General features: G+C 53.8%; 26 protein-coding genes. 17 read left to right on the top strand and 9 right to left on the bottom strand.

The window, feature by feature from the left end; genetic code table 11:
• The first annotated feature begins 72 nt into the window (after nucleotides 1–72).
• Nucleotides 73–492, top strand: a complete 420-nt coding sequence (gene dksA / locus TH5_RS10385; RefSeq protein WP_007092332.1) for an RNA polymerase-binding protein DksA — start codon at nucleotides 73–75, stop codon at nucleotides 490–492.
• Nucleotides 493–732: 240 nt separating this feature from the next.
• Here dksA and flgH read toward each other — a convergent pair whose 3' ends face one another.
• The 4 genes from flgH to flgF form a co-directional block, all read right to left on the bottom strand.
• Nucleotides 733–1,506: a flagellar basal body L-ring protein FlgH gene (gene flgH / locus TH5_RS10380; protein ID WP_114121798.1), complete on the bottom strand. Its 774-nt coding sequence runs from the start codon at nucleotides 1,504–1,506 to the stop codon at nucleotides 733–735.
• Nucleotides 1,507–1,633: 127 nt separating this feature from the next.
• The gene (flgA, locus tag TH5_RS10375; protein WP_244204874.1) at nucleotides 1,634–2,620 is read right to left on the bottom strand and encodes a flagellar basal body P-ring formation chaperone FlgA; all 987 of its coding nucleotides are present in this window, start codon (nucleotides 2,618–2,620) and stop codon (nucleotides 1,634–1,636) included.
• Nucleotides 2,621–2,741: 121 nt separating this feature from the next.
• Nucleotides 2,742–3,527 (bottom strand): flagellar basal-body rod protein FlgG, encoded by a 786-nt coding sequence (gene flgG / locus TH5_RS10370; protein WP_114121796.1) that lies wholly within the window; start codon nucleotides 3,525–3,527, stop codon nucleotides 2,742–2,744.
• Between the two features lie 69 nt (nucleotides 3,528–3,596).
• Nucleotides 3,597–4,358, bottom strand: a complete 762-nt coding sequence (flgF, locus tag TH5_RS10365; RefSeq protein ID WP_062952888.1) for a flagellar basal-body rod protein FlgF — start codon at nucleotides 4,356–4,358, stop codon at nucleotides 3,597–3,599.
• 340 nt (nucleotides 4,359–4,698) lie between these two features.
• On the opposite strand from flgF, the gene TH5_RS10360 reads away from it, so the two are divergent.
• The 10 genes from TH5_RS10360 (at nucleotide 4,699) to TH5_RS10315 (ending at nucleotide 15,763) form a co-directional block, all read left to right on the top strand.
• On the top strand, nucleotides 4,699–5,232 hold the full coding sequence (locus TH5_RS10360; RefSeq protein WP_062952887.1) for a flagellar basal body-associated FliL family protein: 534 nt from the start codon (nucleotides 4,699–4,701) through the stop codon (nucleotides 5,230–5,232).
• Between the two features lie 69 nt (nucleotides 5,233–5,301).
• A complete protein-coding gene (fliM, locus tag TH5_RS10355; protein ID WP_114121795.1) occupies nucleotides 5,302–6,429 on the top strand; it encodes a flagellar motor switch protein FliM in 1,128 nt (375 codons plus the stop codon).
• The gene (locus tag TH5_RS10350; RefSeq protein ID WP_114121794.1) at nucleotides 6,429–7,076 is read left to right on the top strand and encodes a DUF6468 domain-containing protein; all 648 of its coding nucleotides are present in this window, start codon (nucleotides 6,429–6,431) and stop codon (nucleotides 7,074–7,076) included. The genes fliM and TH5_RS10350 overlap by 1 nt, the downstream gene beginning before the upstream one ends.
• A gap of 151 nt (nucleotides 7,077–7,227) precedes the next feature.
• A complete protein-coding gene (locus TH5_RS10345) occupies nucleotides 7,228–7,959 on the top strand; it encodes a MotE family protein (protein ID WP_114121793.1) in 732 nt (243 codons plus the stop codon).
• 220 nt (nucleotides 7,960–8,179) lie between these two features.
• Nucleotides 8,180–8,566, top strand: coding sequence for a response regulator (locus TH5_RS10340; protein ID WP_062952883.1), 387 nt, complete (start codon nucleotides 8,180–8,182; stop codon nucleotides 8,564–8,566).
• A gap of 35 nt (nucleotides 8,567–8,601) precedes the next feature.
• On the top strand, nucleotides 8,602–9,249 hold the full coding sequence (locus TH5_RS10335; protein WP_114121840.1) for a protein phosphatase CheZ: 648 nt from the start codon (nucleotides 8,602–8,604) through the stop codon (nucleotides 9,247–9,249).
• Nucleotides 9,250–9,260: 11 nt separating this feature from the next.
• Complete coding sequence (locus TH5_RS10330) at nucleotides 9,261–10,109, top strand: flagellar motor protein MotB (protein WP_097051018.1); 849 nt, start codon at nucleotides 9,261–9,263, stop codon at nucleotides 10,107–10,109.
• Nucleotides 10,109–10,831 (top strand): OmpA/MotB family protein, encoded by a 723-nt coding sequence (locus tag TH5_RS10325; RefSeq protein ID WP_114121792.1) that lies wholly within the window; start codon nucleotides 10,109–10,111, stop codon nucleotides 10,829–10,831. Before TH5_RS10330 ends, TH5_RS10325 begins: the two co-directional genes overlap by 1 nt.
• A gap of 2 nt (nucleotides 10,832–10,833) precedes the next feature.
• Nucleotides 10,834–14,358: a tetratricopeptide repeat protein gene (locus TH5_RS10320; protein WP_114121791.1), complete on the top strand. Its 3,525-nt coding sequence runs from the start codon at nucleotides 10,834–10,836 to the stop codon at nucleotides 14,356–14,358.
• An 85-nt stretch (nucleotides 14,359–14,443) separates the two neighbouring features.
• Nucleotides 14,444–15,763, top strand: a complete 1,320-nt coding sequence (locus tag TH5_RS10315) for an SEL1-like repeat protein (protein WP_114121790.1) — start codon at nucleotides 14,444–14,446, stop codon at nucleotides 15,761–15,763.
• Nucleotides 15,764–15,841: 78 nt separating this feature from the next.
• On the opposite strand, the gene fliP is transcribed toward TH5_RS10315, so the two are convergent.
• The 5 genes from fliP to csrA all read right to left on the bottom strand — a co-directional run bounded on the left by fliP (nucleotide 15,842) and on the right by csrA (nucleotide 18,597).
• Entirely contained in the window at nucleotides 15,842–16,666 is an 825-nt protein-coding gene (fliP, locus tag TH5_RS10310; protein ID WP_114121789.1) for a flagellar type III secretion system pore protein FliP, read from the bottom strand.
• Nucleotides 16,663–17,049, bottom strand: coding sequence for a FliO/MopB family protein (locus tag TH5_RS10305; RefSeq protein ID WP_114121788.1), 387 nt, complete (start codon nucleotides 17,047–17,049; stop codon nucleotides 16,663–16,665). The genes fliP and TH5_RS10305 overlap by 4 nt, the downstream gene beginning before the upstream one ends.
• Before the next feature lie 149 nt (nucleotides 17,050–17,198).
• Complete coding sequence (locus tag TH5_RS10300; protein WP_062952875.1) at nucleotides 17,199–17,537, bottom strand: hypothetical protein; 339 nt, start codon at nucleotides 17,535–17,537, stop codon at nucleotides 17,199–17,201.
• Nucleotides 17,527–17,955, bottom strand: a complete 429-nt coding sequence (locus TH5_RS10295) for an EscU/YscU/HrcU family type III secretion system export apparatus switch protein (RefSeq protein WP_114121787.1) — start codon at nucleotides 17,953–17,955, stop codon at nucleotides 17,527–17,529. The genes TH5_RS10300 and TH5_RS10295 overlap by 11 nt, the downstream gene beginning before the upstream one ends.
• Nucleotides 17,956–18,231: 276 nt before the next feature.
• On the bottom strand, nucleotides 18,232–18,597 hold the full coding sequence (csrA, locus tag TH5_RS10290; RefSeq protein ID WP_244204873.1) for a carbon storage regulator CsrA: 366 nt from the start codon (nucleotides 18,595–18,597) through the stop codon (nucleotides 18,232–18,234).
• Nucleotides 18,598–18,791: 194 nt separating this feature from the next.
• Here csrA and flgB point away from each other — a divergent pair, with 194 nt between their 5' ends.
• The 6 genes from flgB to flhB all read left to right on the top strand — a co-directional run bounded on the left by flgB (nucleotide 18,792) and on the right by flhB (nucleotide 22,354).
• Complete coding sequence (flgB, locus tag TH5_RS10285) at nucleotides 18,792–19,193, top strand: flagellar basal body rod protein FlgB (protein ID WP_114121786.1); 402 nt, start codon at nucleotides 18,792–18,794, stop codon at nucleotides 19,191–19,193.
• 24 nt (nucleotides 19,194–19,217) lie between these two features.
• Nucleotides 19,218–19,625 carry a flagellar basal body rod protein FlgC gene (flgC, locus tag TH5_RS10280; protein WP_007090579.1) on the top strand — a complete coding sequence of 136 codons (408 nt, stop codon included), beginning with the start codon at nucleotides 19,218–19,220 and terminating at the stop codon, nucleotides 19,623–19,625.
• 47 nt (nucleotides 19,626–19,672) lie between these two features.
• Nucleotides 19,673–19,999, top strand: coding sequence for a flagellar hook-basal body complex protein FliE (gene fliE / locus TH5_RS10275; protein WP_062952871.1), 327 nt, complete (start codon nucleotides 19,673–19,675; stop codon nucleotides 19,997–19,999).
• A 166-nt stretch (nucleotides 20,000–20,165) separates the two neighbouring features.
• On the top strand, nucleotides 20,166–20,435 hold the full coding sequence (gene fliQ, locus TH5_RS10270) for a flagellar biosynthesis protein FliQ (RefSeq protein WP_062952870.1): 270 nt from the start codon (nucleotides 20,166–20,168) through the stop codon (nucleotides 20,433–20,435).
• 33 nt (nucleotides 20,436–20,468) lie between these two features.
• Entirely contained in the window at nucleotides 20,469–21,233 is a 765-nt protein-coding gene (gene fliR, locus TH5_RS10265) for a flagellar biosynthetic protein FliR (protein WP_062952869.1), read from the top strand.
• A gap of 50 nt (nucleotides 21,234–21,283) precedes the next feature.
• Nucleotides 21,284–22,354, top strand: coding sequence for a flagellar biosynthesis protein FlhB (flhB, locus tag TH5_RS10260; protein WP_114121785.1), 1,071 nt, complete (start codon nucleotides 21,284–21,286; stop codon nucleotides 22,352–22,354).
• The last annotated feature ends 98 nt before the right edge of the window (nucleotides 22,355–22,452 follow it).

Below are 22,452 nucleotides of genomic sequence, written 5' to 3'. Positions count from 1 at the left end.
AATCAGCTTGCACCCATTGCGCGCGCCCTCTATATTGCCGCGCGTTCGATGAGTCCTGTATAGAGGGCGTACATGACTATCACGCTACCACCAGACTATCGTCCCGCTGAGGACGAAGAGTTCATGAACCCGCGCCAGCGGGAATATTTCCGGCAGAAGCTTTTGGCCTGGCGGGCTGAACTGCTGCAAGAATCTTCGGAAACATTAGCGAGCCTGCAGGATGGCGGGGGACTTCAGGAACCGGATTTGACCGATCGTGCATCGGCCGAAACAGACCGGGCCTTGGAACTCCGCACTCGTGACAGGGCGCGTAAGCTGATTTCAAAAATTGATGCTGCTTTGCGTCGAATTGAAGACGGATCATATGGTTACTGTGAAGAAACCGACGAGCCGATCAGCCTTAAAAGACTTGAAGCTCGTCCGATTGCGACCCTGAGCATTGAAGCCCAGGAACGCCACGAACGGATGGAGCGCACTCGCCGCGACGACTGATCGCGTCGGGAAGAAATAAGGGTCGCGCCTGCGTTGATCCGGCCAAAAGGCAAAAGCCAAGGCTCTGTGGGGGAATACTGGTTAGGGATAACCAAAATCAAAGGTCCGGTTGCGATACGCAGCCGGACCTTTTTTCTTTCGGGCATGTCCAGATACAATAAAACCGGCCTTCGGGAAGGCCGGTTTTATTAATTGTGACTGCCTGCGGAAGCCCAGGAAAATGCAGGCGATCAGGTTCGGTCAGAAGGGCAGGATGACATCCATGATTTCGCTGCCGTAGCGCGGCTGCTGAACATCGGAAATCGTACCGCGGCCACCGTAAGAAATACGCGCCTCGGCGATTTTGTCATATTCGACTTCGTTGGCTGAAGTGATGTCTGCTGCGCGAATGACGCCCGCGATCTGAACCTCACGCACTTCGCTATTGACCCTGATTTCCTGACGGCCATGAATGACATAGTTGCCGTTCGGAAGAACCTGAATAACGATGGCTGCCACACGCAGATCAATTGCTTCGTTACGGTCAAGCGTGCCACTGCCTCTGTTGGATGTCGCGCTGTTCATATCGAACATCGATGACGGGTTGAGCGTTTCCGGCAATACTTTGGTGAATTCGGACTCGAGGCCGAAAAGGTTTGGTACTGCAAGATCCTCGCTGTTGGTGCGTGATCGTGCGGTTGTGTTGGCCAATGCGGCACTATCCTGCATGTCTACGACAACTGTCAGGATATCGCCGACCTGGTTGGCGCGCTGATCCTTGAAGAAGGAACGCGCACCGGAACGCCAAAGCGAGTTCGGATTGCTTTCCGCGACCTGGGGGGCCGGCATTGGCAGGCTCACCGGTCGGTAGGTCTCGGATTGGGTCGGGTTATCGATTGCCGACAGTTTTGGTGCTTCGCCAACTTCGGAAAGTCGCTTCATGGCATTGCAGCCAGAAAGCAGCGCTGTCGCACCAATCAAACTGGTTACGAGCGCCAGACGGCGCATCGAAATCTGGAAATGATTACCGGGCATTTATTCCTCCTGGGATTCCTGCCGGTATTTACGCAATCCTCATGCCAGATTGCCGAGGCTATAAGGGCAAAGCTTGCCGGGTGTGCAAGTCTTTGAATTTGATCGGGATTGGTTGGTAATTGTCTCGTTACTGCGACATTGCCGGCAGGGCGCGGACCTCGTTCTCGGCAACAACTTCCACCTGAATGGTTTTGTTGCTGGTCATGTTCATGACACGAATGACTGATCCTTTTGCGCCGTCTTCCAGTGCCTTGCCACGTGCCGTCAGGGACATATTTTCCGTCACCAGCCGGATTGTGACCAGTGCCCCGCGTCTGACCAGGATCGGGTTGGAAAAATCGCGAAACATCAGTGGTTCGTCGGGTTTGACAGGGCGTAATGCCTCTTTGCCCACGACATCATCGATGTCACTGATGGTGCCGGCCGGAAGACGTTCTGTCCGGATATTCTTGTATTCAACCTGATCAGGGCGAACGACAGCGCCCCGCCGGATTGGTTCCACAACAACCGGTATCTGGGCCAGCGGGAAATATCTGCCGCTCATTCGGTAGGTGCGGCGCTGGGCGGTTTGCGAACCGGTTGTGACATTCGCGATGAACCGGTTGGTTCGCTGGTTGACATCCAATCCGGTAATTTCGACTGCAGCCGGAACGTCAACAGGCAGGTGGATTTGAAATGTTTCGCCTGACAGATCAACATTAAAGGGGGGCTTTATACCGTGATCAGTGAGCGCATCTTTGATGGCATCGGCAATCTCGTCTATCGAGATGGTCTGACTGGCGCGTGTGATCACGATCTGATCGGCTGCGGTGCGCGGGCGCCATTGCACCTTGTGTCGTTGGGCGATTCCATAAAGCCAGCGATAATCAAGAACGGTTTGACGTCCGGGTTGCGGAGCATGAGCGACAGGAATGTCGCTTTGCTCAAGATCGATGCCGCTGAAAATATCCCCCAAGGTTACATATTGCCCCTCAACGATCGCATCCGGGCGCAGCAGGATATTTGCATCCATTTCCCGTGTGCCGGATGATGATTGCGCGTGCGGCTGCCCAGGATTGCTCAGCAAGGCCGGAAACAGCAATGCAAGTATGAGGAATATTTTCTGTATTTTCATGCGACAACCATAGCACGGAACTGTGTAAATCGCGTAAATGCAGTTTGCGCGGACAACCGGTTTTTCGGTGACCCGCGCAATTTCTGTCCGAACAGTCCTGTTATCCCAGAGACGAACCGAATTAACGCAGGTTACTGACCGCGCTCATCATTTCGTCTGTGGTCGAAATCGATTTCGAGTTCATCTCGTAAGCACGCTGTGCCTTGATCAGGTTGGTGATTTCCTGAACCACGTTGACGTTTGAGGATTCCAGATAACCCTGTTGGAGGGTACCAAAGCCAACCCCGCCGGGAACACCGGTTGCCGGGTCCCCGGAGGCCTCGGTTTCAAGGAACAGGTTGTCACCCAAAGCGTCAAGACCTGCCGGGTTGATGAAGGTAGCAAGCTGGATCTGACCAAGGTTCTGAAGTGCAACCTGACCATCGATTTCTGCAAATACTTCGCCAGATGTATTGATTGTGACTGACGTTGCATTGTCCGGCACAGTGATGCCAGGCTGCACGGCAAAGCCGTCTTTCGTGACAAGCTGGCCATTGGCGTCGAGTTTCAGTGTGCCATCACGGGTATAAGCCGTTTCACCGCTTGGCAAATCAATCTGCAAATAGCCGCGCCCCTGAATTGCGACATCAAGTTCGTTCTCGGTGAGCGTCAGCGTGCCCTGACCCATATAGCGGCCAATTGCGGCAGTTTTTACGCCGAGACCAACCTGGATGCCAACGGGGACAATTGTGCCGGTATCCGACGATGGAGACCCGGCGCGACGCAGGTCCTGATAGAGCAAATCCTGAAATTCGGCGCGCTGGCGTTTGTAGCCGGTTGTGGTCATGTTGGCGATGTTGTGCGAGGTCACATCCACGTTGGTGGACTGTGCCTGCATGCCAAGGGCTCCAATATCAAGTGACCGCATCTTCTGTCTCCTGGGTCTGCGCCGACGGCGCATTTGAATTCTTTACTTCGGGGCAGGGCGCCCGGTTAATCAGGCGCGAACATCGCCCAGTTTGCTGATCATGTTGCGTTGACGCTCGTTCTCGCTTTCGAGCGATCGCGTCACCGACTGATAGGTGCGCAATACATCAATCATCTGGGTCATCGAACTGATCGGATTGACGTTGGATTTTTCCAGAGCCCCCTGAACGACGCCGGGATTGTCAACCGGCTGGGCGCCATCGGGATCATTCGGGTTGTCTTTGACGACGCTGTAAAGCGAGCTGCCGGTTACATTCATTTCCTGAACGTTGTCGAAAGTAACGACCTGCAGCTTGCCAATCTGGCCGATATCGGTCGAGATACTGCCGTCACCCTTGATTTCGATCAGATTGTCGGCTTCGTTAAAGAAGATCGGTTGACCGGCATCACTCAGGACCGGATACCCTTCATTGGTAATCAACTGTCCACCCGGATCGAGGCTGAAATTGCCATTCCGGGTATATTGGGTCCCGCTGGGTGTCTGCACGGCAAAGAACATATCCGGCTGGCTCAATGCTACGTCCAGCGGTCGTTCGGTATTTTCAATGTTACCCACGCGTGTGTCGCGGAATTGTGCGATATCCTGAACAAGCGAGATTTCACGCTCGCCCCGGAACGGCGCATCCTTGTTCTTCGCGATCCAGTCCGTGAACATCATTTTCTCTTCCTTGTACCCGGTCGTGTTCATGTTCGCCAGGTTCTGGGAGATGTTGTTCATCATGCTGCGAAGCGTCTTTTGGCGCGACAAAGCGATGTAGGTAACGTTTTCCATATTCTCAGTTTCCCAAATCGGGTCAGTGATCTGGGCAAGCTATTTGCGAAAGGTGTGCCAGTCGTAGTAACATATTGAAATTATGGTGATAATTCTGGGTCGGCATTTGTTGCCCTGTTAAAAGGTTGGGCTCTTTGGAAGAACTTGCCGTGCTATCAGGTCGGGTTGGTTCCCGGAAGGGGGTGGCAACCCCGGGCCCGTATATTAGATTGATAACTATGCCCGCTATTCTGAAGGATGCGGGAAACGGAATTTTAACGTCGAGGCGTTATGCCTCATCATTCCGGCATAGTGTTTGCTGGACAGTGTAACGGGTGTGAACACGGGATAGTGCAGGCCGATGGGTGATGATGTCGACGAAATAGAAATGGATGGTGGCGGTGGGCGCAGTAAAAAACTGCTCGTTGTCGTTATCTTGCTGGTATTATTGCTTTTGGGTGGCGCTGCGGCTGCGTATTTTACCGGGCTTTTACAGCCGGTGATCGATATGCTTACCGGTGGTGGTGGCACGCAGACAGAGGAAGTCATTTCGGAAAGCGCAATTGAGGAAGCACCGGGAGTTCCGGAAAATGTCGGCTTTGTTGATCTTCCTGAAATTCTGGTGAACCTCAATGCCGGTGGCGGCAAGCAAAGCTATCTTAAAATACGTGTCAGTCTGGAAGTCGCCGATCAGGCCATGTTGCCGCAGATCGAACAGATGATGCCACGTATTGTTGACAACTTTCAGGTTTATCTTCGCGAGTTGCGCCCCGAAGACCTTGCTGGCTCCGAGGGGATGTTCCGCCTGCGCGAGGAATTGCTGATCCGGGTTAGTGCCGCCGCCAAGCCGGCAAAAATTAACGACGTTCTGTTCAAGGAAATGCTGGTACAATAGGGTGCCGGCGACAATGCCAGAGCTACCATCAAGAAGGTAACGGGCCAAAGAGCCAGGGACAAATCGCCGATGGCAGATGAAGATGATGATGACGCACTCGCCGCTGAATGGGAAGCCATGGCTGGCGGTGATGAGGATGGAGATGACGGCGGCGAGGATATGGCTGCCGAATGGGAATCCATGCTTGGTGACGAAGATGGCGGTGGCGAAGACGAAGATGTCGGCCCCGGATCCGCGCGTGTTCTGAACCAGGACGAAATTGACAGTCTTCTGGGCTTTGATGACGGATCGGGCGCAGGCGACCAGTCAGGTATTCAGGCGATCATCAACTCGTCGATGGTGGCTTATGAACGCCTGCCGATGCTTGAAGTTGTTTTCGACCGGCTGGTCCGCATGATGTCCACCTCGTTGCGTAACTTTACATCGGATAACGTCGAAGTTTCTCTCGATAACATTCTGTCGCTACGCTTCGGGGACTATCTCAACTCGATCCCGTTGCCCGCCATGCTGGGTGTTTTCAAGGCCGAGGAATGGGATAACTATGGGTTGCTGACGGTCGATTCAGCGCTGATTTATTCCATCGTGGACGTGTTGCTTGGCGGGCGTCGCGGGACTGCGGCAATGCGTATTGAAGGCCGTCCTTATACCACGATTGAACGCAACCTTGTTGAACGCATGATCCATGTGGTTCTTGGGGATCTGTCGGCTGCGTTTGATCCACTCAGCCCGGTGACGTTCCGGTTCGAACGGCTTGAAACCAACCCGCGTTTTGCGACCATTGCACGACATGCCAACGCCGCCATCGTGGCGAAGTTGCGCATTGATATGGAAGATCGCGGTGGTCGTCTGGAACTGCTGATCCCATATGCAACACTGGAGCCGGTTCGTGAACTGCTGCTTCAGATGTTCATGGGGGAAAAATTCGGTCGTGACTCGATTTGGGAAAACCACTTGGCGAACGAGTTGTGGCAAACCCACGTCAACCTTCTTGCCGTACTTGACGAACAGATCATGTCGCTGGGTGATGTGATTAATCTGGAAGTTGGCAACCGTTTGGTTCTTAATACCAGCCCGACGTCGCCTGTCGAGGTTCGGTGCGGGGATGTGCCCCTGTTCAAGGGGATGATGGGGCGCAAGGGGGACAGGATCGCGATCCAGGTACGTGACCGGGCGCGGCATAATGAGGAAGACAGTTGATGGAATATGCCATCTATCTTGATCTGGTAATGATTGTCCTGCTTTTGGCAACAATCATATATGCCATGATCCTCAGCCGTCGTTTGGCGGCCTTCCGCCGTAATCGTGAGGAAATGCAGAATTTTTTGACGGCTTTCAACGCTGCCAACGAACGTGCCGAAATATCGATCCGCGCATTAAAGGAAATGGCTGAGCAATCCGGTGAAAAACTGCGCGAGGATATTGAAAAGGCAAATGCGCTGAACGAAGATCTTTCTTTCATGGTCGACCGTGGAGAAAGCATTGCCAACCGGCTGGAGAAGGCGGCAAGTGATGCCAATGCAACCCGGCGTGGTAGCAGCGGGGCAAAGTTTGCCGGGGCAGTAAATACTGCCGGACATGAGCGCAGTGACATGGTTGATGACCGGCAGGGTGTTGAAACCCGGGCCGAAGAACTTGCCGCCCGTCTGATGCGCGATGTCGAACGCGGCACAGGGCCGACAGCGTCTTCGCCAGCCGAACCGTCAGGTGACAGATATGGTTCAGGTGCGCGTTCTGTTGGATCATCCGTACCGGAAGCTGAGACCGATCCTTACGGGCAGGATGAGGATGCTGGTCGGTCGGAAGCCGAACGCGAACTTCTTGCCGCGTTACGTTCTGTTCGGTAAGGGCCATCTGTGTCGAGAATTCAAATAAGATTGTGATGTTTGCTGAAAAACAGGCTTGGCGTCTTTTTTCGACAAATTTGGTACCTACCTGTTAGTATATGATTTGAAATTCAATGTGGATGCGAAAGCGTTCCGTCTACCGGGTGAATGAATGTCTGCTGTGCGTATCCTGCCGTTGGTGGTCGTAGTCGGTTTTATCGTTTTGACGGTCAAAATCGTCGGGCTGTTTTCGGATGAACCCAAAGGCAATGATGCCACTGATGCCTCCGGTGTCAGTGTGATGCAGGTTGCGCGTGCTCAGGCACAGGAGCAGCCGGCACCAGCAACCGATCCGGCGACCACGAACGGGACTCCCGGCCCTGGACTGGACGATCCCCTGGGAATGATGGAAGGCGATGGGGCTTCCGGTCTGCCGGAAGATGCGGGTGATACGCCGCCGATGCTGGGCGGGGACCCGACCCTGTTTACCCAGGAAGAGATCGATCTTTTGCAGAACCTGTCTGTCCGGCGTTCAGAGCTGGATCGCAAGGAGCAGCGTCTTGATGAGCGCGAGAGCCTGCTGGCGGCCGCCGAAGCCCGGATTGATGCGAAGATCGAGGAAATGAAATCGCTGAAAACGGCCATCGAAGGTCTGGTCGAGACGAAGGAAGAGCAGGAAAACGAACGGATCACCAAGTTGATCAGCGTTTATGAAAAAATGAAACCAAAGGATGCCGCTCGCATCTGGAATGATCTTGATATGGATATATTGTTGCAGGTCGCACTTGGCATGCGCGAGGCAAATACTGCTGCTGTTCTTGCTGAAATGTCCGCAGATCGCGCCCGTGCCCTGACAACAGAACTGGCCTACAAGCAGGATATCAACATGTTGCCGCTTCAATAATGCCCAAGATGCAGGTGCGGGTAAAATCCCGTCTGTATAAAAGGCTGTCAGCCGGGGGATTATTCAAGCATCATCAACATGATGGACGTTATTAGGGAATTGTGAAAAGCCTTGATTAACCATTGTTAAATAGGTACATCACGATTATAGGGGCCTTACCCTTATGCACAGGGAATACAGGGGTAAGGGTGAGAGATTTGATAGCATGATGGAGTGGTGAATGGCCGTCGATCCGAATATGCCGATCCTGATTGTGGATGACTACAAAACCATGTTGCGTATCATCCGCAATCTCCTGCGGCAGCTGAACTTTACCAATATCGAAGAAGCGACGGATGGCAGCATGGCGTTGCGCAAACTGCGCGAAAAGCCGTTCAGCCTTGTGATTTCCGACTGGAACATGGAGCCGATGACCGGTCTTCAGCTTCTGAAGGAAGTTCGCGCTGATACAAAGCTGAAGGATCTGCCCTTCATCATGATCACCGCCGAGGCGAAAACCGAAAACGTTGTCATGGCGAAAAAAGCCGGCGTTTCGAATTATATCGTCAAGCCGTTCAACGCAGAGACGTTGAAGGGCAAACTCACCACCGTTATCGGTGAGTTCTGATTAGGGGCGCGGGGCATTAGTCCCGCGATACCATGATGTCCAAAACGTCCAAAGACGAACTGCGGCAATTGTTGCTGGACCTGAAGGCGCGCCTTGATGGTGACGAGCTTAAGGTCGAACAATTGTCCGATCTGATGGATCAGCTTTCCCGCTTTGTGTCGGAAGGTGACAAGCCATCGGATGACCAGAAACGCCTGTTTGGTGAACTGGATGAACTTTCGGGCATCATTCGCAAGATGAAATCCGAAATCGCATCTTTGCGGCCGGACGATATCAAGGCGGAATATATCCCCAATGCCACGGACGAGCTCGACGCGATTGTCGATGCGACAGCCGGGGCAACGCATGAAATCCTTGATGCGATGGATACGCTTGAGGAGTTCGCTACAACTCTCCCCCCCGAGCAGGCAGAAATCGTTACCAGCGCAACGATGCGTGTTTATGAAGCCTGTAACTTCCAGGATATCACAGGTCAACGGACCACCAAGGTGATCAAGGCCCTGAAATCTATTGAGGAACGGGTCGAAGGACTGGTCAAGGCATTTGGTGACGAAATTGCCAAATATGCCGCATCCAATCCCCGCAAGAAGAAGGAACCCGAAGGTGAAGCGGCCCTGCTGAACGGGCCGCAGCTCGACGGTAAAGGTGTCTCGCAGGCTGACATCGACGCGATGTTTAGCTAAATGGGACGGTTATGGCGGAAATAGAGGACGACGGACCAAGACCACCAAGCCCGCCTACAAACGGGGCGGTTGCGCTGTTCCTCGCTCTCTATCTGCTGCTGCTGGCTTTCTTTATTCTGCTGAATACCATTTCGACCTTCGAGGAAGTCAAAACCCGGGAAGTTCAGGAAAGCCTTTCTTCTGCATTTGCCGCCATTCTGCCACCGACCACCAGCCTGCAAACCGTCACCTCGATCGAGGGACCGGTTGTTGCGGCCGAAGATACCCAGGACAAACTGGGTTCCCTGTTCCAGACCGCAATCAAGGTTGTTCGTGTTCAGGTCATCCAGCCGGGCACGCTGATGGAAGTCATCATGCATGTCGAACAGCTGTTTGATCCAAATTCCATTTTGATCCGTGAGCGCCAGAACGAATTCATGGACCAGCTTGCAGAAGTGCTGGCCGATGAAAGCGGTTATGCGTCTTATGAGATGGAAATGGTGATGGGCAGCGAAGTCGGGTCAAAGGGGACCGTCGAGATTGAAAACAATCTTCAGATCGGTCGCGCAGGGGCGTTTGCCCGCGACCTGATTGATCGCGGTGCACCTGAAAACAATCTTTATGTCGGTATTGATCCCGGGGCTGATCCGTTCATCGTCACCTTCCGCTTTTTCTGGGATTTCGGCCCGAAAGAGCCACCTGTTCCGATTACGACACCGGCGCAATCGGATAGCACGGATAACGGCGCGATACCTGCACCGGCATCAAGTGGTCCGGGGAATGGAAATAGTGGCAAAATGCTGATCCCGCTTCCGGGGGGCAATCGACCGGGAATTAACGCGCCCATTCCGTTGGCACCGCAAACGGGGGGGAATGGCTGATGGACGAGATGAAGCGTGACAATGGTCCGAAGGGGCCGCCGCCATGGATGCTAAGCTTGGCGGATTTGATTTCGCTGTTGCTGACGTTCTTTGTGATGTTGTTTGCCATGTCCAAGGTCAAAATTGACCGTTGGGACGAGGTCGTCGACTCTTTGTCGCAATCAATCAAACCATCCCCGGTCGAAGAGAGTGATGAGCCAACCGCGCAGCTGAACATTCCGCGTGTCTATCGCAAGCCTGCGATGAACCTTGATTACCTCAGCGCCGTGATTGATGACGCGATTGATGACAACGATGTTCTGGGCGATGCCACACTTAGTCGTGATGCGGACAAACTTGTCATTTCCTTACCGGGCGATATCCTGTTTATCAGTGGTAGTTCCGATATGACGGATAAGGCCCGTCAGGCTTTGTTTGTTCTTGGCGGTGTCCTGAGGAATATCGGAAACCGGATTGGCGTTCAGGGACATACTGACCCCCGACCGGTCAGCGGGCGGGGCCTTTATGCCTCTAACTGGGAACTTTCCCTGGCCCGTGCTGCTGCCGTTGCCAACGAACTTAAAAGATCCGGTTACACGGATTACATAAATATTTACGGATTTGCGGCATCAAGATACGACCAGCTTCCGATTATGGCAGACGAGCAAGCACGTTTTACAATGGCTCGTCGGGTCGACATTGTGATTGAACCCCATAGCGGAAGCGGGATCGGAGGTTCGTAAGAATGCTTTTGGTCGTAGCGCGTCTCCTGCTGGCTGCCTTTGTTGTGGTGGCCGGTCTGGCAGTATTGCCAGTCATGGGAACGCGCCCCGCACTCGCCCAGGCGGCAGATCCGGTGATCATCCGCTCGGGCGCACATAGTGGCTATGGACGTATCGTTCTGCAATGGAACAAGCCCGTCAATTACACCGCTGAAATCATCGGTGATCAGCTTGTCGTGCGTTTTGACCAGCCACTTGTTGCCTCAATGCGCGGTGTACTCGGACCTGTTTCCGATTATGTGAGTGACGGTTTTTTTGATCCTGACGGACGCACGGTTGCTTTTGTTCTGCGTGACGATTTTGAGGCCCGGGTTTTCAATGTCGGGAACAATGTGGTTCTCGATATTCTGGACAAACCAGCTCCAGCGCCCGTACAGCCTGCATCGCCGGAACCGACACCGCCCCGTCCGGCACCCAATCCTCCGGCTGAAGTTGCATCCGAACCGTTACCCACGCCGCAAGCCCGACCAAACACGTCATCGACGCCAGAGGCCGCCGTCACACCTGCTGCGGCCACACCTGCCCTTGAAGTCCGGGTTGGTCGGCATCCAACATTCTATCGACTGGTCTTTGATTGGCCCAATCGTACCGATTACGCGTTGAATGGTGATCAGGGCAACCAGACCCTGGCCTTTACCAGTCCCGCCCGTATTGATGCGACTGGCGTGACACGCCGTTTACCCGAAGGTGTCACGCTTCGCCAAAGTGCAACAGACCCGTTATCTGTTGGTATCGAGACCAATCCACCGCGCGCGCTGAGGCATTTCAGATCCGGGAACAAAGTCGTCGTTGATTTGATGGGCGTTCAGGGTGATCCCGCCGATACGGGTCGCCCCGCAACAACGACGGCAACCCGGTCCGCGTCCCCGACGCCGTCTGCCCCCACGGCACCTGCCGCACCAGCAGCACCACGTCAAACTGCATCCGATGCATCGTCTTCTGCTGGTGCACCGCGTTCTGGCGTGGCTTCTGAAAGCGTATCGGTCCCTTCGCCGACCGCGCCAACGGATGATCCGATTGCACGCGGACTTTCAGAGCAGGCTGACACGTCGGTTTCGGCCGAGGCTGTTGCACCAGCTCGCGAAAGCATCGGGACTTTGGAAGTCACGGTGACACAGGACCAGAGCAGACTTACACTTGGCTTCCCGTTCGGGCGGCCGGGCGGGGCTGCAATTTGGTCGCGTGCCGGTTTCCTGTGGATGGTATTTGATGTGCGCGCAAGTCTTGATCTTGATGCTGTTCGTCAGGATGCAGCCCAGATTATCGGAGTGATTGAGCAGATCGACAGCCCCTATGCAACGGTCTTGCGGATGACCATCCCCGAAGGGGTCGGGCTTTATAGCACACCTTCTGAGAATGGCGACTGGGACGTTACCCTTCAGCAGGGCACCATGCAGCCGATAGAACGGCTTGGCCCGTCAATCGAACTGGATAATCAGACACGTGCCCGGCTTGTCGTGCCATTGATCAATATCAGTCCGACAATTCCGATCGAAGACCCGGAGGTCGGCGATTCTTTGCGTGTCGTGCCAACACGCGAGATGGGTTACGGAATCGAGACGGCATTGCGTTATCCCGATTTCGAAGTTCTTCCGTCAGTCCAGGGGGTGGTTGTTGCCCCGGTCAACGAAACCGTCCAGGTTACCAATCGTGATGATGGTCAGGCTGTTGTGGTGACGGCGGCGGATGGTTTGAACATCTCGCCGGAAGGTGCGCGTCTTCTGGCTTCTGCAACCGGCGTGCGTGCCCGCGCGGGAGAAGGGCGCGAAGGTCTTATTTTCGAGCTTGATGACTGGCGTCGCGGTGGTCTTGATAATTACAACAAGGCGATCCATCAGTTGCGTCGGGAACTGGCGCAAAGCGGTGACGAACACCGCAACAAGGCCCGCCTTGAACTCGCGCAATACTACATGGCCAACGGGTTAGGGCCCGAAGCCGATGCTGTTGCTTCGACCATGGAAGATGACGATCCGCTGATCGCGCAGAAACTGCAATTCCGCGCCCTAAAGGCGGCGATCAAGTTCCTTGACCGAGAATATGATGAGGCAGCTCGTCTGCTGGAGGACGAGCGCCTTCGCGCCATTCCCGAAATGCAATTGTGGCGGGCGGTCACGTCGGCTGCACGCGGTCGGCCGAACGATGGTGCGCGGGATCTTCTGGAAAGCGTGCATATCCTTGATAATTATCCGCCAGAATTGCTGTCGCGACTGGGGCCACTGGCTGCGGAACAGGCTCTGATCGTCGGCAATCCCGAAGCAGGCATGGACCTGATCGAAAAAATGCTTGTGGCCAAGGGACTTGGCGAAAGCAAGATCAAGGATGTCGAATATCTGAAAGGCATCTTTGAAGAAGAAGCCGGCGAGTTCGAACAGGCCGTCGCCACCTGGGACGAGGTTGCCGAAGGCGACAATCGCAAGGCACGCGCGCATGCCATCTTTGATCGCACCGAACTTTTGATGCGTCTTGAACGTCTGACCCTTGATGATGCCATCGAGCAACTGGAAAAACTGCGTTTTGCATGGCGAGGGGATGGATTCGAAATGGCGCTGTTGCGCCGTTTGGGCGAACTGCAGATCAAAAACAAGCAATATCGCGAAGGTCTGAATACCTTGCGTCAGGCGGCGATTTTCTTCCCCAATAGTCCATCGGCGACAGAAGTCACCGACATGATGCATGACACGTTCGAATCGATCTATCTTGGTGACGAGATCAATAATATTTCAGCTATCAAGGCGGTTGCGCTGTATGACGAGTTCCGCGAACTGACACCGGCGGGCGAAAAGGGTGATGAGCTGATCCGCCGTCTGGCCGATCGTATGGTGGATGTCGAATTGTTTGACCGGGCTGAAACCCTTTTGGAACATCAGGTTGATTTCCGCCTGAACGGCACGGAGAAGGCGCGTGTCGGTGCCAGATTGGCGCTGGTGTATCTGCTTGACAGTAAGCCCGAAGAAACCATTCGCGTGCTTGATAACAGCGAAGTCGCCGGCATGTCTGACGAGCTGGAAACGCAACGCCGGCATCTGCGGGCGCGTGCGCTGCTTGATACAGATCGCGGTGCCGAAGCCATGGCATCCCTTGAAGGCGACCTTTCGAAGGATGCGGAACTTTTGCGTGTGGAATATTACCGGGATACTCGTGATTATCTGTCGGCGGCCGAAACTTTCCAGCGTCTCGTTGGCGAAGATCAGGGCAACATGATCGAGAATTTTGGCGATGAACGTGCCCGTTATGTCCTGAACTGGGCAGTTAATCTTGCGATGGGCGGGCAAGAACGCACGCTTAATATGCTTAAACGTCGTTACGGCATCGTGATGGCGCAAAGCCCTTATGCCGAAGCATTTAGCCTGATCACATCAAGCCCGTCTCAAGGTTTGATCGACTACCGGACCCTTGCAAGCAAGGTTGACGAGGTCGAAAGTTTCCAGGGATTTTTGGGCAACTATCGTGATCAGTTGGAAAAGTCGCAGCTTAGTGCTATAAACTAATAGTCATATTTATGTTTTGATTGGATTGGTACGCCTTCAAGGTGTAAAAATTCAGTCCTTTTCTATTGGTGGAAGCAGTGCTGTGATGGATCGTGCACTTAAAATGGTCTATTACGATGATGCGAAGGTCGAGCGTGATATCTTCGCGCAGCTTTCGCTTGCGCTCAGGCATTTCCGTGGCGTTGGTATGCCGCGGGATGAGGGCGCCACGCGCAAGATTCTTGACCAGATTCACCGTCAAAGCCGCGCCTTTGCTGCCATCTGTTATGGCTTCATGCGTTCCAAGGGGATCGGTGTTGCCGAGGATCAGGGCGAAGGTGATCAGTGGTACCGCGAGGCAGCCTATTGGTTCCGCGAAGAGGCACTTGGCGGCGAAGGCATTTCGGCCAATAATCTTGGCTATCTTTATGCCAAGGGGCTGGGGGTGCCGGAAAATCCCGAAACTGCGGCCGAATGGTTTGAACAGGCATCCGAAAACGGATCAATCGCCGCCCTTTATAACCTTGGGGTGTGTTACCTCAATGGATGGGGTGTCGATCAGAGCGACGAGATGGCAGTGGAATATCTGCACCGCGCGAGCGAGGCCAATGACCCCTCTGCTGCCAGTGTGCTTGCCTATCTTTACCTTGAAGGGCGCGGTGTAAAACGCGATCCGTCAAAATCGTTTGAATATAATCTGCGCGCAGCCCGTGCCGGCAGTGTCGAAGCGGCATCTGCTCTTGGCTATGCCCTTGGTGTTGGATTGGGGGCAGAACGGAATATTGCCGAAAGCATCAGCTGGTTTGAAATGGCCGCGAACGAGGGCGATACCTATGCCCAGGCCAATCTGGCGATGTATTTCTGCCATTCATCCGACCTGAAGCTGTTTAACCGCGGCTGGACAATGTTGATGAATGCGTGTGATCAGGGCGATATTTCTGCCAAATACCAGATGACGCAAATTCTGATCTTTGGTGTTGCGCATCGTGAACCCGATTATGCCGCGGCACTTGATCTTGCGATGGACCTGGCGGAACTCAGCCATCCGGGTGGCTATCACCTGATTGGTGTGATGTATGAACATGGCCTTGGGGTGCCGGTTGATATGGTCCGTTCAGCAAGCTGGTATGAACGGGCGGCACGCAAGGGATCAGCCAACGGGCAGGCTGCCCTGGGACGGCTTTACGCGATTGGCAGCGGTGTCGATCAGGACAATATCATGGCCTATTACTGGCTCAGGATGTCTGCACCATCCGCGGGAAGTCAGGCATACCGCGAAATGGAAGCTGTGCGGGCGCGTATGAACGACCGTGAACGCCAGCAGGCAGATCGTTATGTTGCGGATAACCCGGCACCACGTCGTGGCAGCTTCGGCCTGAAGCCGCTTGAAAAGAATGTTTTCAAAACGGGAAAACGATCGGTCTGACATGACAGCCGTGATAATCAGAAAAGGCCGCCTGCTTGTGCAAGGCGGCTTTTGTTTTTGGAGTTTTGCTAACGGTCGCTAACCGCCGAAACTCTCGACCAGCGAGCCCGATATCAGATACCATCCATCGACCATCACAAAGAAGATCAGCTTGAATGGCAACGAGATGATGACCGGTGGCAGCATCATCATACCCATTGACATCAGGATACTGGCAACCACCATGTCGATGATCAGGAACGGGATAAACAGCAGGAAGCCGATTTCAAACGCGCGGCGCAATTCGCTGATCATGAAGGCCGGGATCAAGGCGCGCAGCGGGATGGTTTCCGGGCCGGTTACTTCGACATTGGCAAGATTGACGAACAGTTCAAGATCGCGGTCACGCACCTGCGTCATCATGAAGTCATGAACCGGCCTGACGGACCTTTCCATGCCTTCGAATTCGTCGATATCGCCGTTGATCATCGGCTGCAGGCCTTCGTCCCAAACACGTTCCATCGTTGGCATCATGATGAACAATGTCAGAAACAGCGCCAGACTGACCATGACCTGGTTGGGCGGTGATTGCTGAATGCCAAGGGCGGTGCGCAGCAGGCTGAGTACCACAACAATCCGGGTAAAGGACGTCACCATCATCAGGATGGCAGGGGCAAGGCTCAGTACCGTGATCAGGCCGATAAGCTGGATCATCCGGCCCGATGAAGTCACGCCGGGTCCTTCACCAAGATCGAAATTGAATGTCTGGGCATGGACTGTGTCGCCGCCAAATCCGATAGCGATCAATGGTACCAGTGACCAGACTGCTGCCAATACCAGCCAGCGCGGCACGCTACCATTGCGGGGCGGATGTGCCTGTCTGGCTTGATCCTGTCGGGAATGCGAAATGGGCGCAATGCTCATGCAGGTTGTTTCCCGTTGATCTTGGTCGGGTTTGTGTCGGTGTCGGACGTCGGTGCGGCATCGGGCAGATTATCATCGCCATGAATGCGCATATCGTCGCTGAGAACTTCGGAAAAATGTGTGCCGATATTGCGTTCGATCACGCAATCCCCGGCAGGGCCGAGCAAAACCAGATGTTCTGTATCGTCACGTTTGAAAAGAACCAGTCGGCGTTTGGTATCAACCGGAACGACTTCGACGATTGAAACCCGGCGTTCCTTGTTGCGGCGATTGATGTTTCGTGCACCGGGAATAAAATGCCGTGCGACCAGCGCCAAAACCCCGATCATGCCCAGTACAAAGACAAGGGCCGCAACAAATCGGAAATAAGCGCTAAATTCCATCAGGTTACCTTCCCCGCGACGGACCTGTGATGTTGCCCGGTTTTATGATCCGGACCCCGTTCTGTTTACCGTGCACAGGTGATGCAGGCAAGTCACCATCGGATTTCGCGATCCGGCGTTGCGCCGCAAAACGGTGTGACGGAACTTGCTCAGCGGGTGGTCCGGGCTGCATGCGCATAGGCATTGGTTGCCTGTGCGTTATTGCTAAGACCGCGCAATTGGCGTTGCAGTTCGGAATATTCCTTGTGCATCGTGGTTTCCAGACGGGCCAAATCGTCGGTCAGCGCCGCCAGAAGTGGTGCGACCTCGCGGCGCTGTTCGCCATTCATTGCACGAGCCTGCACACACAGATCGGAAATTTTGGTTTCCAGCGTGTTAAGCTCGACCACTTTGCCGTCATCGACAAATCGCTGACTGGCCGTGATCAGGGATAAAACACGTTTGAGATCTTTTTTGAACTGATCGGGTTTGAATTGTTCAGGGCTCATTTGGATCTTCCCGGTTGCGATCTGCAAAACTGTTTGCCGATACTTGGTCGATATTCGACGTCGTCGGCCTTTTCTTCGCCGGATCACCGTAAATCCGGTTGATACGGTATATATAGTTCAGAATCTCGGCGACGGCGGCAAACGCTTCGAGCGGAATCTCGCTATCGACGTCCACAGCCATCAAAATTTCTGCAAGATCACTGTCTTTGCGGACTTTGATCCCGTTGGCAAAAGCGAGTTGCAAGATCTGTTCCGCAACGCTGCCTTCGCCCTTCGCGCTTAATATCGGCGCGTTATCCCTGCCATGGGCATAGCTTAGTGCCACGGCTTTCTGGTCGCTGGAACCGGGCGCGGCAAGATTTTCCGAGCGGATTTCGCGCGGATCGGTGATGTCGACCTTGGGTCGGTTACCGGTCATTCTTGCCCATCTCGTCAAGTTCCCGCGTTTTGCGCGGCTCTATCGCCATTCACAAGCCTCGACCATAGCCAGAAGATGGTCAACAAATCGTTGCCGTCACCCGCAACCGGTCAGAATGTTGATGATGCTGTAACGGAGCAGGAGAGGGCGGCGCAGGCGAATTCGACAGATGAGGGTCAATATCCCGGCTACCTGCCAGGAGGATGACGATAGTGTCTGTCGTATGTCGGTGGTCTTGCATCCCCGGCCCATGCCGGTGATTGCGCGACCGGAAAATCAGTCTTTACCGTCGTCTTTGTCGGCATCAGGACTGTTTTTCATATTGTCGGCAACCGCATTGGTGACCTGACCCAATTGACGCACAAGATCCGCACTGGCCGCAGCCGAACGGTTTTCTTCCTGAATGCGATCATAAAGTTCACGCCGCAGGACCTGTACATCTTCGGGAAAGGTGAAGCCCAGCTTCACGGTTTTGCCGCGAACCTCAACGACGGTAACTTCGATGTTGTCGTCAATAACAACGGAGTCGCCAACTTTTCGTGTGAGATAGAGCATGAAATGTCCCGGTTTCGATAGATGGCGAAAGAAATTCGCCAGACGCGACACAATATGCCCGCTTTGTCCGTCGCGGTCCAGTGTCACCGATAGCAACCCGGCCCGGCATTGTAATTTAACGCTTTTTTGGTTTTGGCACGCCTCATGCAACATAGTTTGCAGGATCGAGCCGGGGCGGCAAAAATAGCCTTTGACCAGATCCGGGGCCCGATCCGGGCACGGCGTTAACTTCGACTTTACCGGCCCGCCTAATACTGGGGTCGCGATAACAGGAGCAGGCAATGGATATCGGCAAACTTGGCATGTTCGCCAATCTGAAAGAAAAGATGGACTGGCTGACGCAGCGTCAGGAAGTCATCGCGCAGAATATTGCCAACTCCGATACGCCTAATTACCGCTCCAACGACCTTAAAGAATTCGACCCGAAAACCATTGGTCGCGACCGCCAGTTTATTCTGGCGATGCAGGCGACCGCACCGGGGCACAGCCAGGGCCTGCACAAACCGCAGAACTTCAAGGACGAGGAAGTGCGCAAGAACTATGAGGTCGCGCCCGGCAAAAACGCCGTCATCCTTGAAGAGCAGATGGTCAAGATGAACGAAAACCAGGTCGATTATCAGACCATGACCCGACTTTATGCCAAGCATAAGTCGATGATGATTTCGGCTTTGGGCCGCGCATAAGCAGCGTTAAAGGAATAAGCGATCATGGAACTTTACAAAGCTTTTAAAATTTCCGCTGCAGGCATGCGTGCACAGGGTACCCGTCTTCGTATCGCGGCTGAAAACGTTGCCAACGCTGACAGTCTTCCGACCGCGCAGGGGCAGGACCCCTATCGCCGCAAGCTGCTGACTTTCAAAAATGTGATGGATCGGGAAGTCGGTGTCGAGCTGGTCAAGGTCAATAAAGTCATGACGGACAAGTCCGATTTTGGTATGAAATACGAACCGAGCCATCCGGCCGCCAACGATCAGGGCTATGTGCAGACTCCGAACGTTGAAACGCTGGTCGAAATGATGGATTTGCGCGAAGCACAGAGAAGCTATGAAGCCAACCTCAATGTGATACAGTCTTCGCGCAGCATGCTGCTCAAGACCCTTGATATTCTGCAGTAAGTTACAAAATATCAGGTCTGCAAACGCCGCTTTAAGGATACGAACCGATGGTTGCCAGTTTTAACGATGCCATTTCTGCCTACCGGAACGCTGCAAGCGGCAAGACCGCAAGCGTGGCCGAGCGTGTTGGCGGTAACGGCCAGACGGTCAATCCGGGGGAAAGTTTTGCCGATATGGTGAAGGGGGCGGCAATTGATGCCCGTGCAACCATGGTGAACAGTGAACAGATGACCCAGAAGGCCATCGTTGGTGACGCGGAACTGCATGAAGTGGTGACCGCTGTTTCGGCTGCCGAAGTCACACTTCGTACTGTGGTCAGTGTTCGTGACAAGGCGGTTGAAGCCTACCAGAGTGTACTGAGCATGCCTATCTGACGGTTGATTGAATTGTCGGAAGGACGCCTTGAGCAAGCCGCACGAATTTCGTGCGGCTTTTTGTTTTCAGGGCGATCGAATTGAAATTGCAGGAAATCATGGCCCATCACCGGTCTTATCCTGTATGAATGATGTAACGTGACGGAAGACGAGGCAGGAAGACCCGATGGATCAAGCGGAAATCATGGACGTGGCCTATGATGCCGTATGGACTCTTCTGAAGGTCAGTACGCCCTTGATGCTGATTGCATTGGGTGTCGGTTTGGTCATCGCGCTGTTTCAGGCTTTGACCCAAATCCAGGAAATGACCCTGACTTTTGTACCCAAAATCCTCGTGATTTTTATCGCACTTCTGGTGCTTTTGCCTTTCATGATGACGGAAATGACCGAATTCATGGGACGAATGGTCGATCATTTTATTGGCCTGCCGAATTAGCAAAAAACCAACAACAGGACATCCTGAAAGAAGATGAATCTCGATGATCTTCTGACACTTAATGTCTATGTGGTCCTGATGAGCTTTGCCAGGGTCGGGGCGGCCTTTGCCTTTATGCCTGGAATCGGGGCAAGGGTTGTACCCGCACGGGTGCGGCTGGTTTTTGCTTTTTGGGTGGCAGTGGTGATTTCACCGCTGGCGGGTCCGTTGATACCCGAACAGCCTGCTGATGCTCCGACACTTTTTGTTCATCTGGCCTACGAGCTGACCATCGGTGCATTTTTTGGTCTGTTTGGGCAGGTTATGATGGCTGGTTTGCAAACAGCCGGCTCGATTATTGCCTATAGTTCTTCGATGGCAAACGCCTTCAGCGGTGATGCGCTGTCGGGAGCGCAAAGTGCGGTAACCGGCAATTTTATCACACAAATCGGCATGGTTTTGATTTTTGTGACCGGCCTTGATCATCTGATGATACAGGCTGTGTTTGAGAGCTATTCCCTGTTTCCGCCAGGGGGGGCCTTGCCGGTTGGTGATATGAGCGAATTTTTCGCGCGTGCGATCAATGAAAGTTTTGTCATCGCGATGAAAATCTCGGCTCCGTTCCTGATCGTTGCAATCGTGCTGCAGGTGGCGTTGGGCATTTTGAACAAGCTGATGCCCCAGTTGCCGGTGTTCTTTGTTGCCATGCCGGTTCAGATCGGATTGGCTTTTGTGCTTCTGGCACTGGCATTACCGACCATGATGATGGTATTTTTGGAATATTACGAAAACGGGTTGGAAAGTTTCGTCAACCCCTAGGGACCGCCAACCTTACGGCATAATGCCGGGCAACCCGGAATGGTATGGGAATGGCCGACGAAGACGACAGCCAAAAAACAGAAGACCCCACAAGTAAAAAGCTTGAGGACGCCCGAAAGAAAGGGCAGGTACCGGTTTCCAAGGAAGTCGGTAACTTCATGCTGCTATTTGGTGGTGGTCTGGTGATGACCATGATGGCACCCGGCATGGCGCAGTCAGTCCGGGATCTTGCGGTTGGATTTATCGAACATCCGCATATGTATGATGTCAGCCAGGCAGGCCTGCCGGTACTGATGAAAGATGTACTGCTAGGAATGCTTTATGTATTGGGCATTCCCTTTGTTCTTTTGATGTTTTTTGCGGCTGCCGGGCATTTGTTGCAAAACGGCCTGGTCATCGCTGTTGAACGCATTTCTCCTAAACCGGATAAACTTAACCCTCTGAATGGGGCGAAGAACCTGTTCTCGATGAAGAACATGGTCGAATTCGTCAAAAACGTTTTCAAGATTGTCCTGGTCGGTGCGGTCTTGGGGTTCGTGATTGTTCCCGAACTGATGGATGTTGAGCTTTATCCTCAGATGCCGATCGAAATGGCGCTGGAACGGCTTTACGATATGATCATTATTTTGATGATCGCAGCCATTTCGCTGACAGCCGTGATCGCGGGGCTCGATTTTGCCTATCAGCGATACGAATTCACCAAGCAGATGAAAATGTCCAAGCAGGAGATCAAGGACGAATACAAACAGACCGAGGGTAGCCCAGAAATCAAAGCCAAGGTCCGCCAGATCCGAATGCAGCGTGCCCAGCAGCGCATGATGCAGAACGTTCCGACCGCCGACGTCGTGATCACCAACCCGACGCATTATGCGGTAGCGCTGAAATATGATGTCGGTGCGATGGAAGCCCCGATGTGCGTCGCCAAGGGGCAGGACAATATTGCGCTTAAAATCCGTGAAGTGGCCGAAGAAAACAATGTCACCATCATGGAAAACCCGCCGGTCGCGCGTGCCCTGTTCGCGACCGTGGAAATCGATCAGGAAATCCCGCCGGAACATTACAAGGCGGTTGCCGAAATCATCTCGTTCGTTTTCCGCCAGCGAGGCAAGAAGCTGGGTTGAGTGCCGGCCCCGCTGCCAATCGCAAGTTCGACCTTTCGACATTATTGCGCCAAAATTCAGCCGTTAATCCCGGTAACAAGCAGCCTGCCTCGTTATCT

This window comes from Thalassospira xianhensis MCCC 1A02616 (assembly GCF_003326475.1).
Lineage (GTDB): Bacteria > Pseudomonadota > Alphaproteobacteria > Rhodospirillales > Thalassospiraceae > Thalassospira > Thalassospira xianhensis.
The sequence above is the reverse complement of the archived record's forward strand: the minus strand, read 5'-3'. Positions and strand labels throughout refer to the sequence as shown.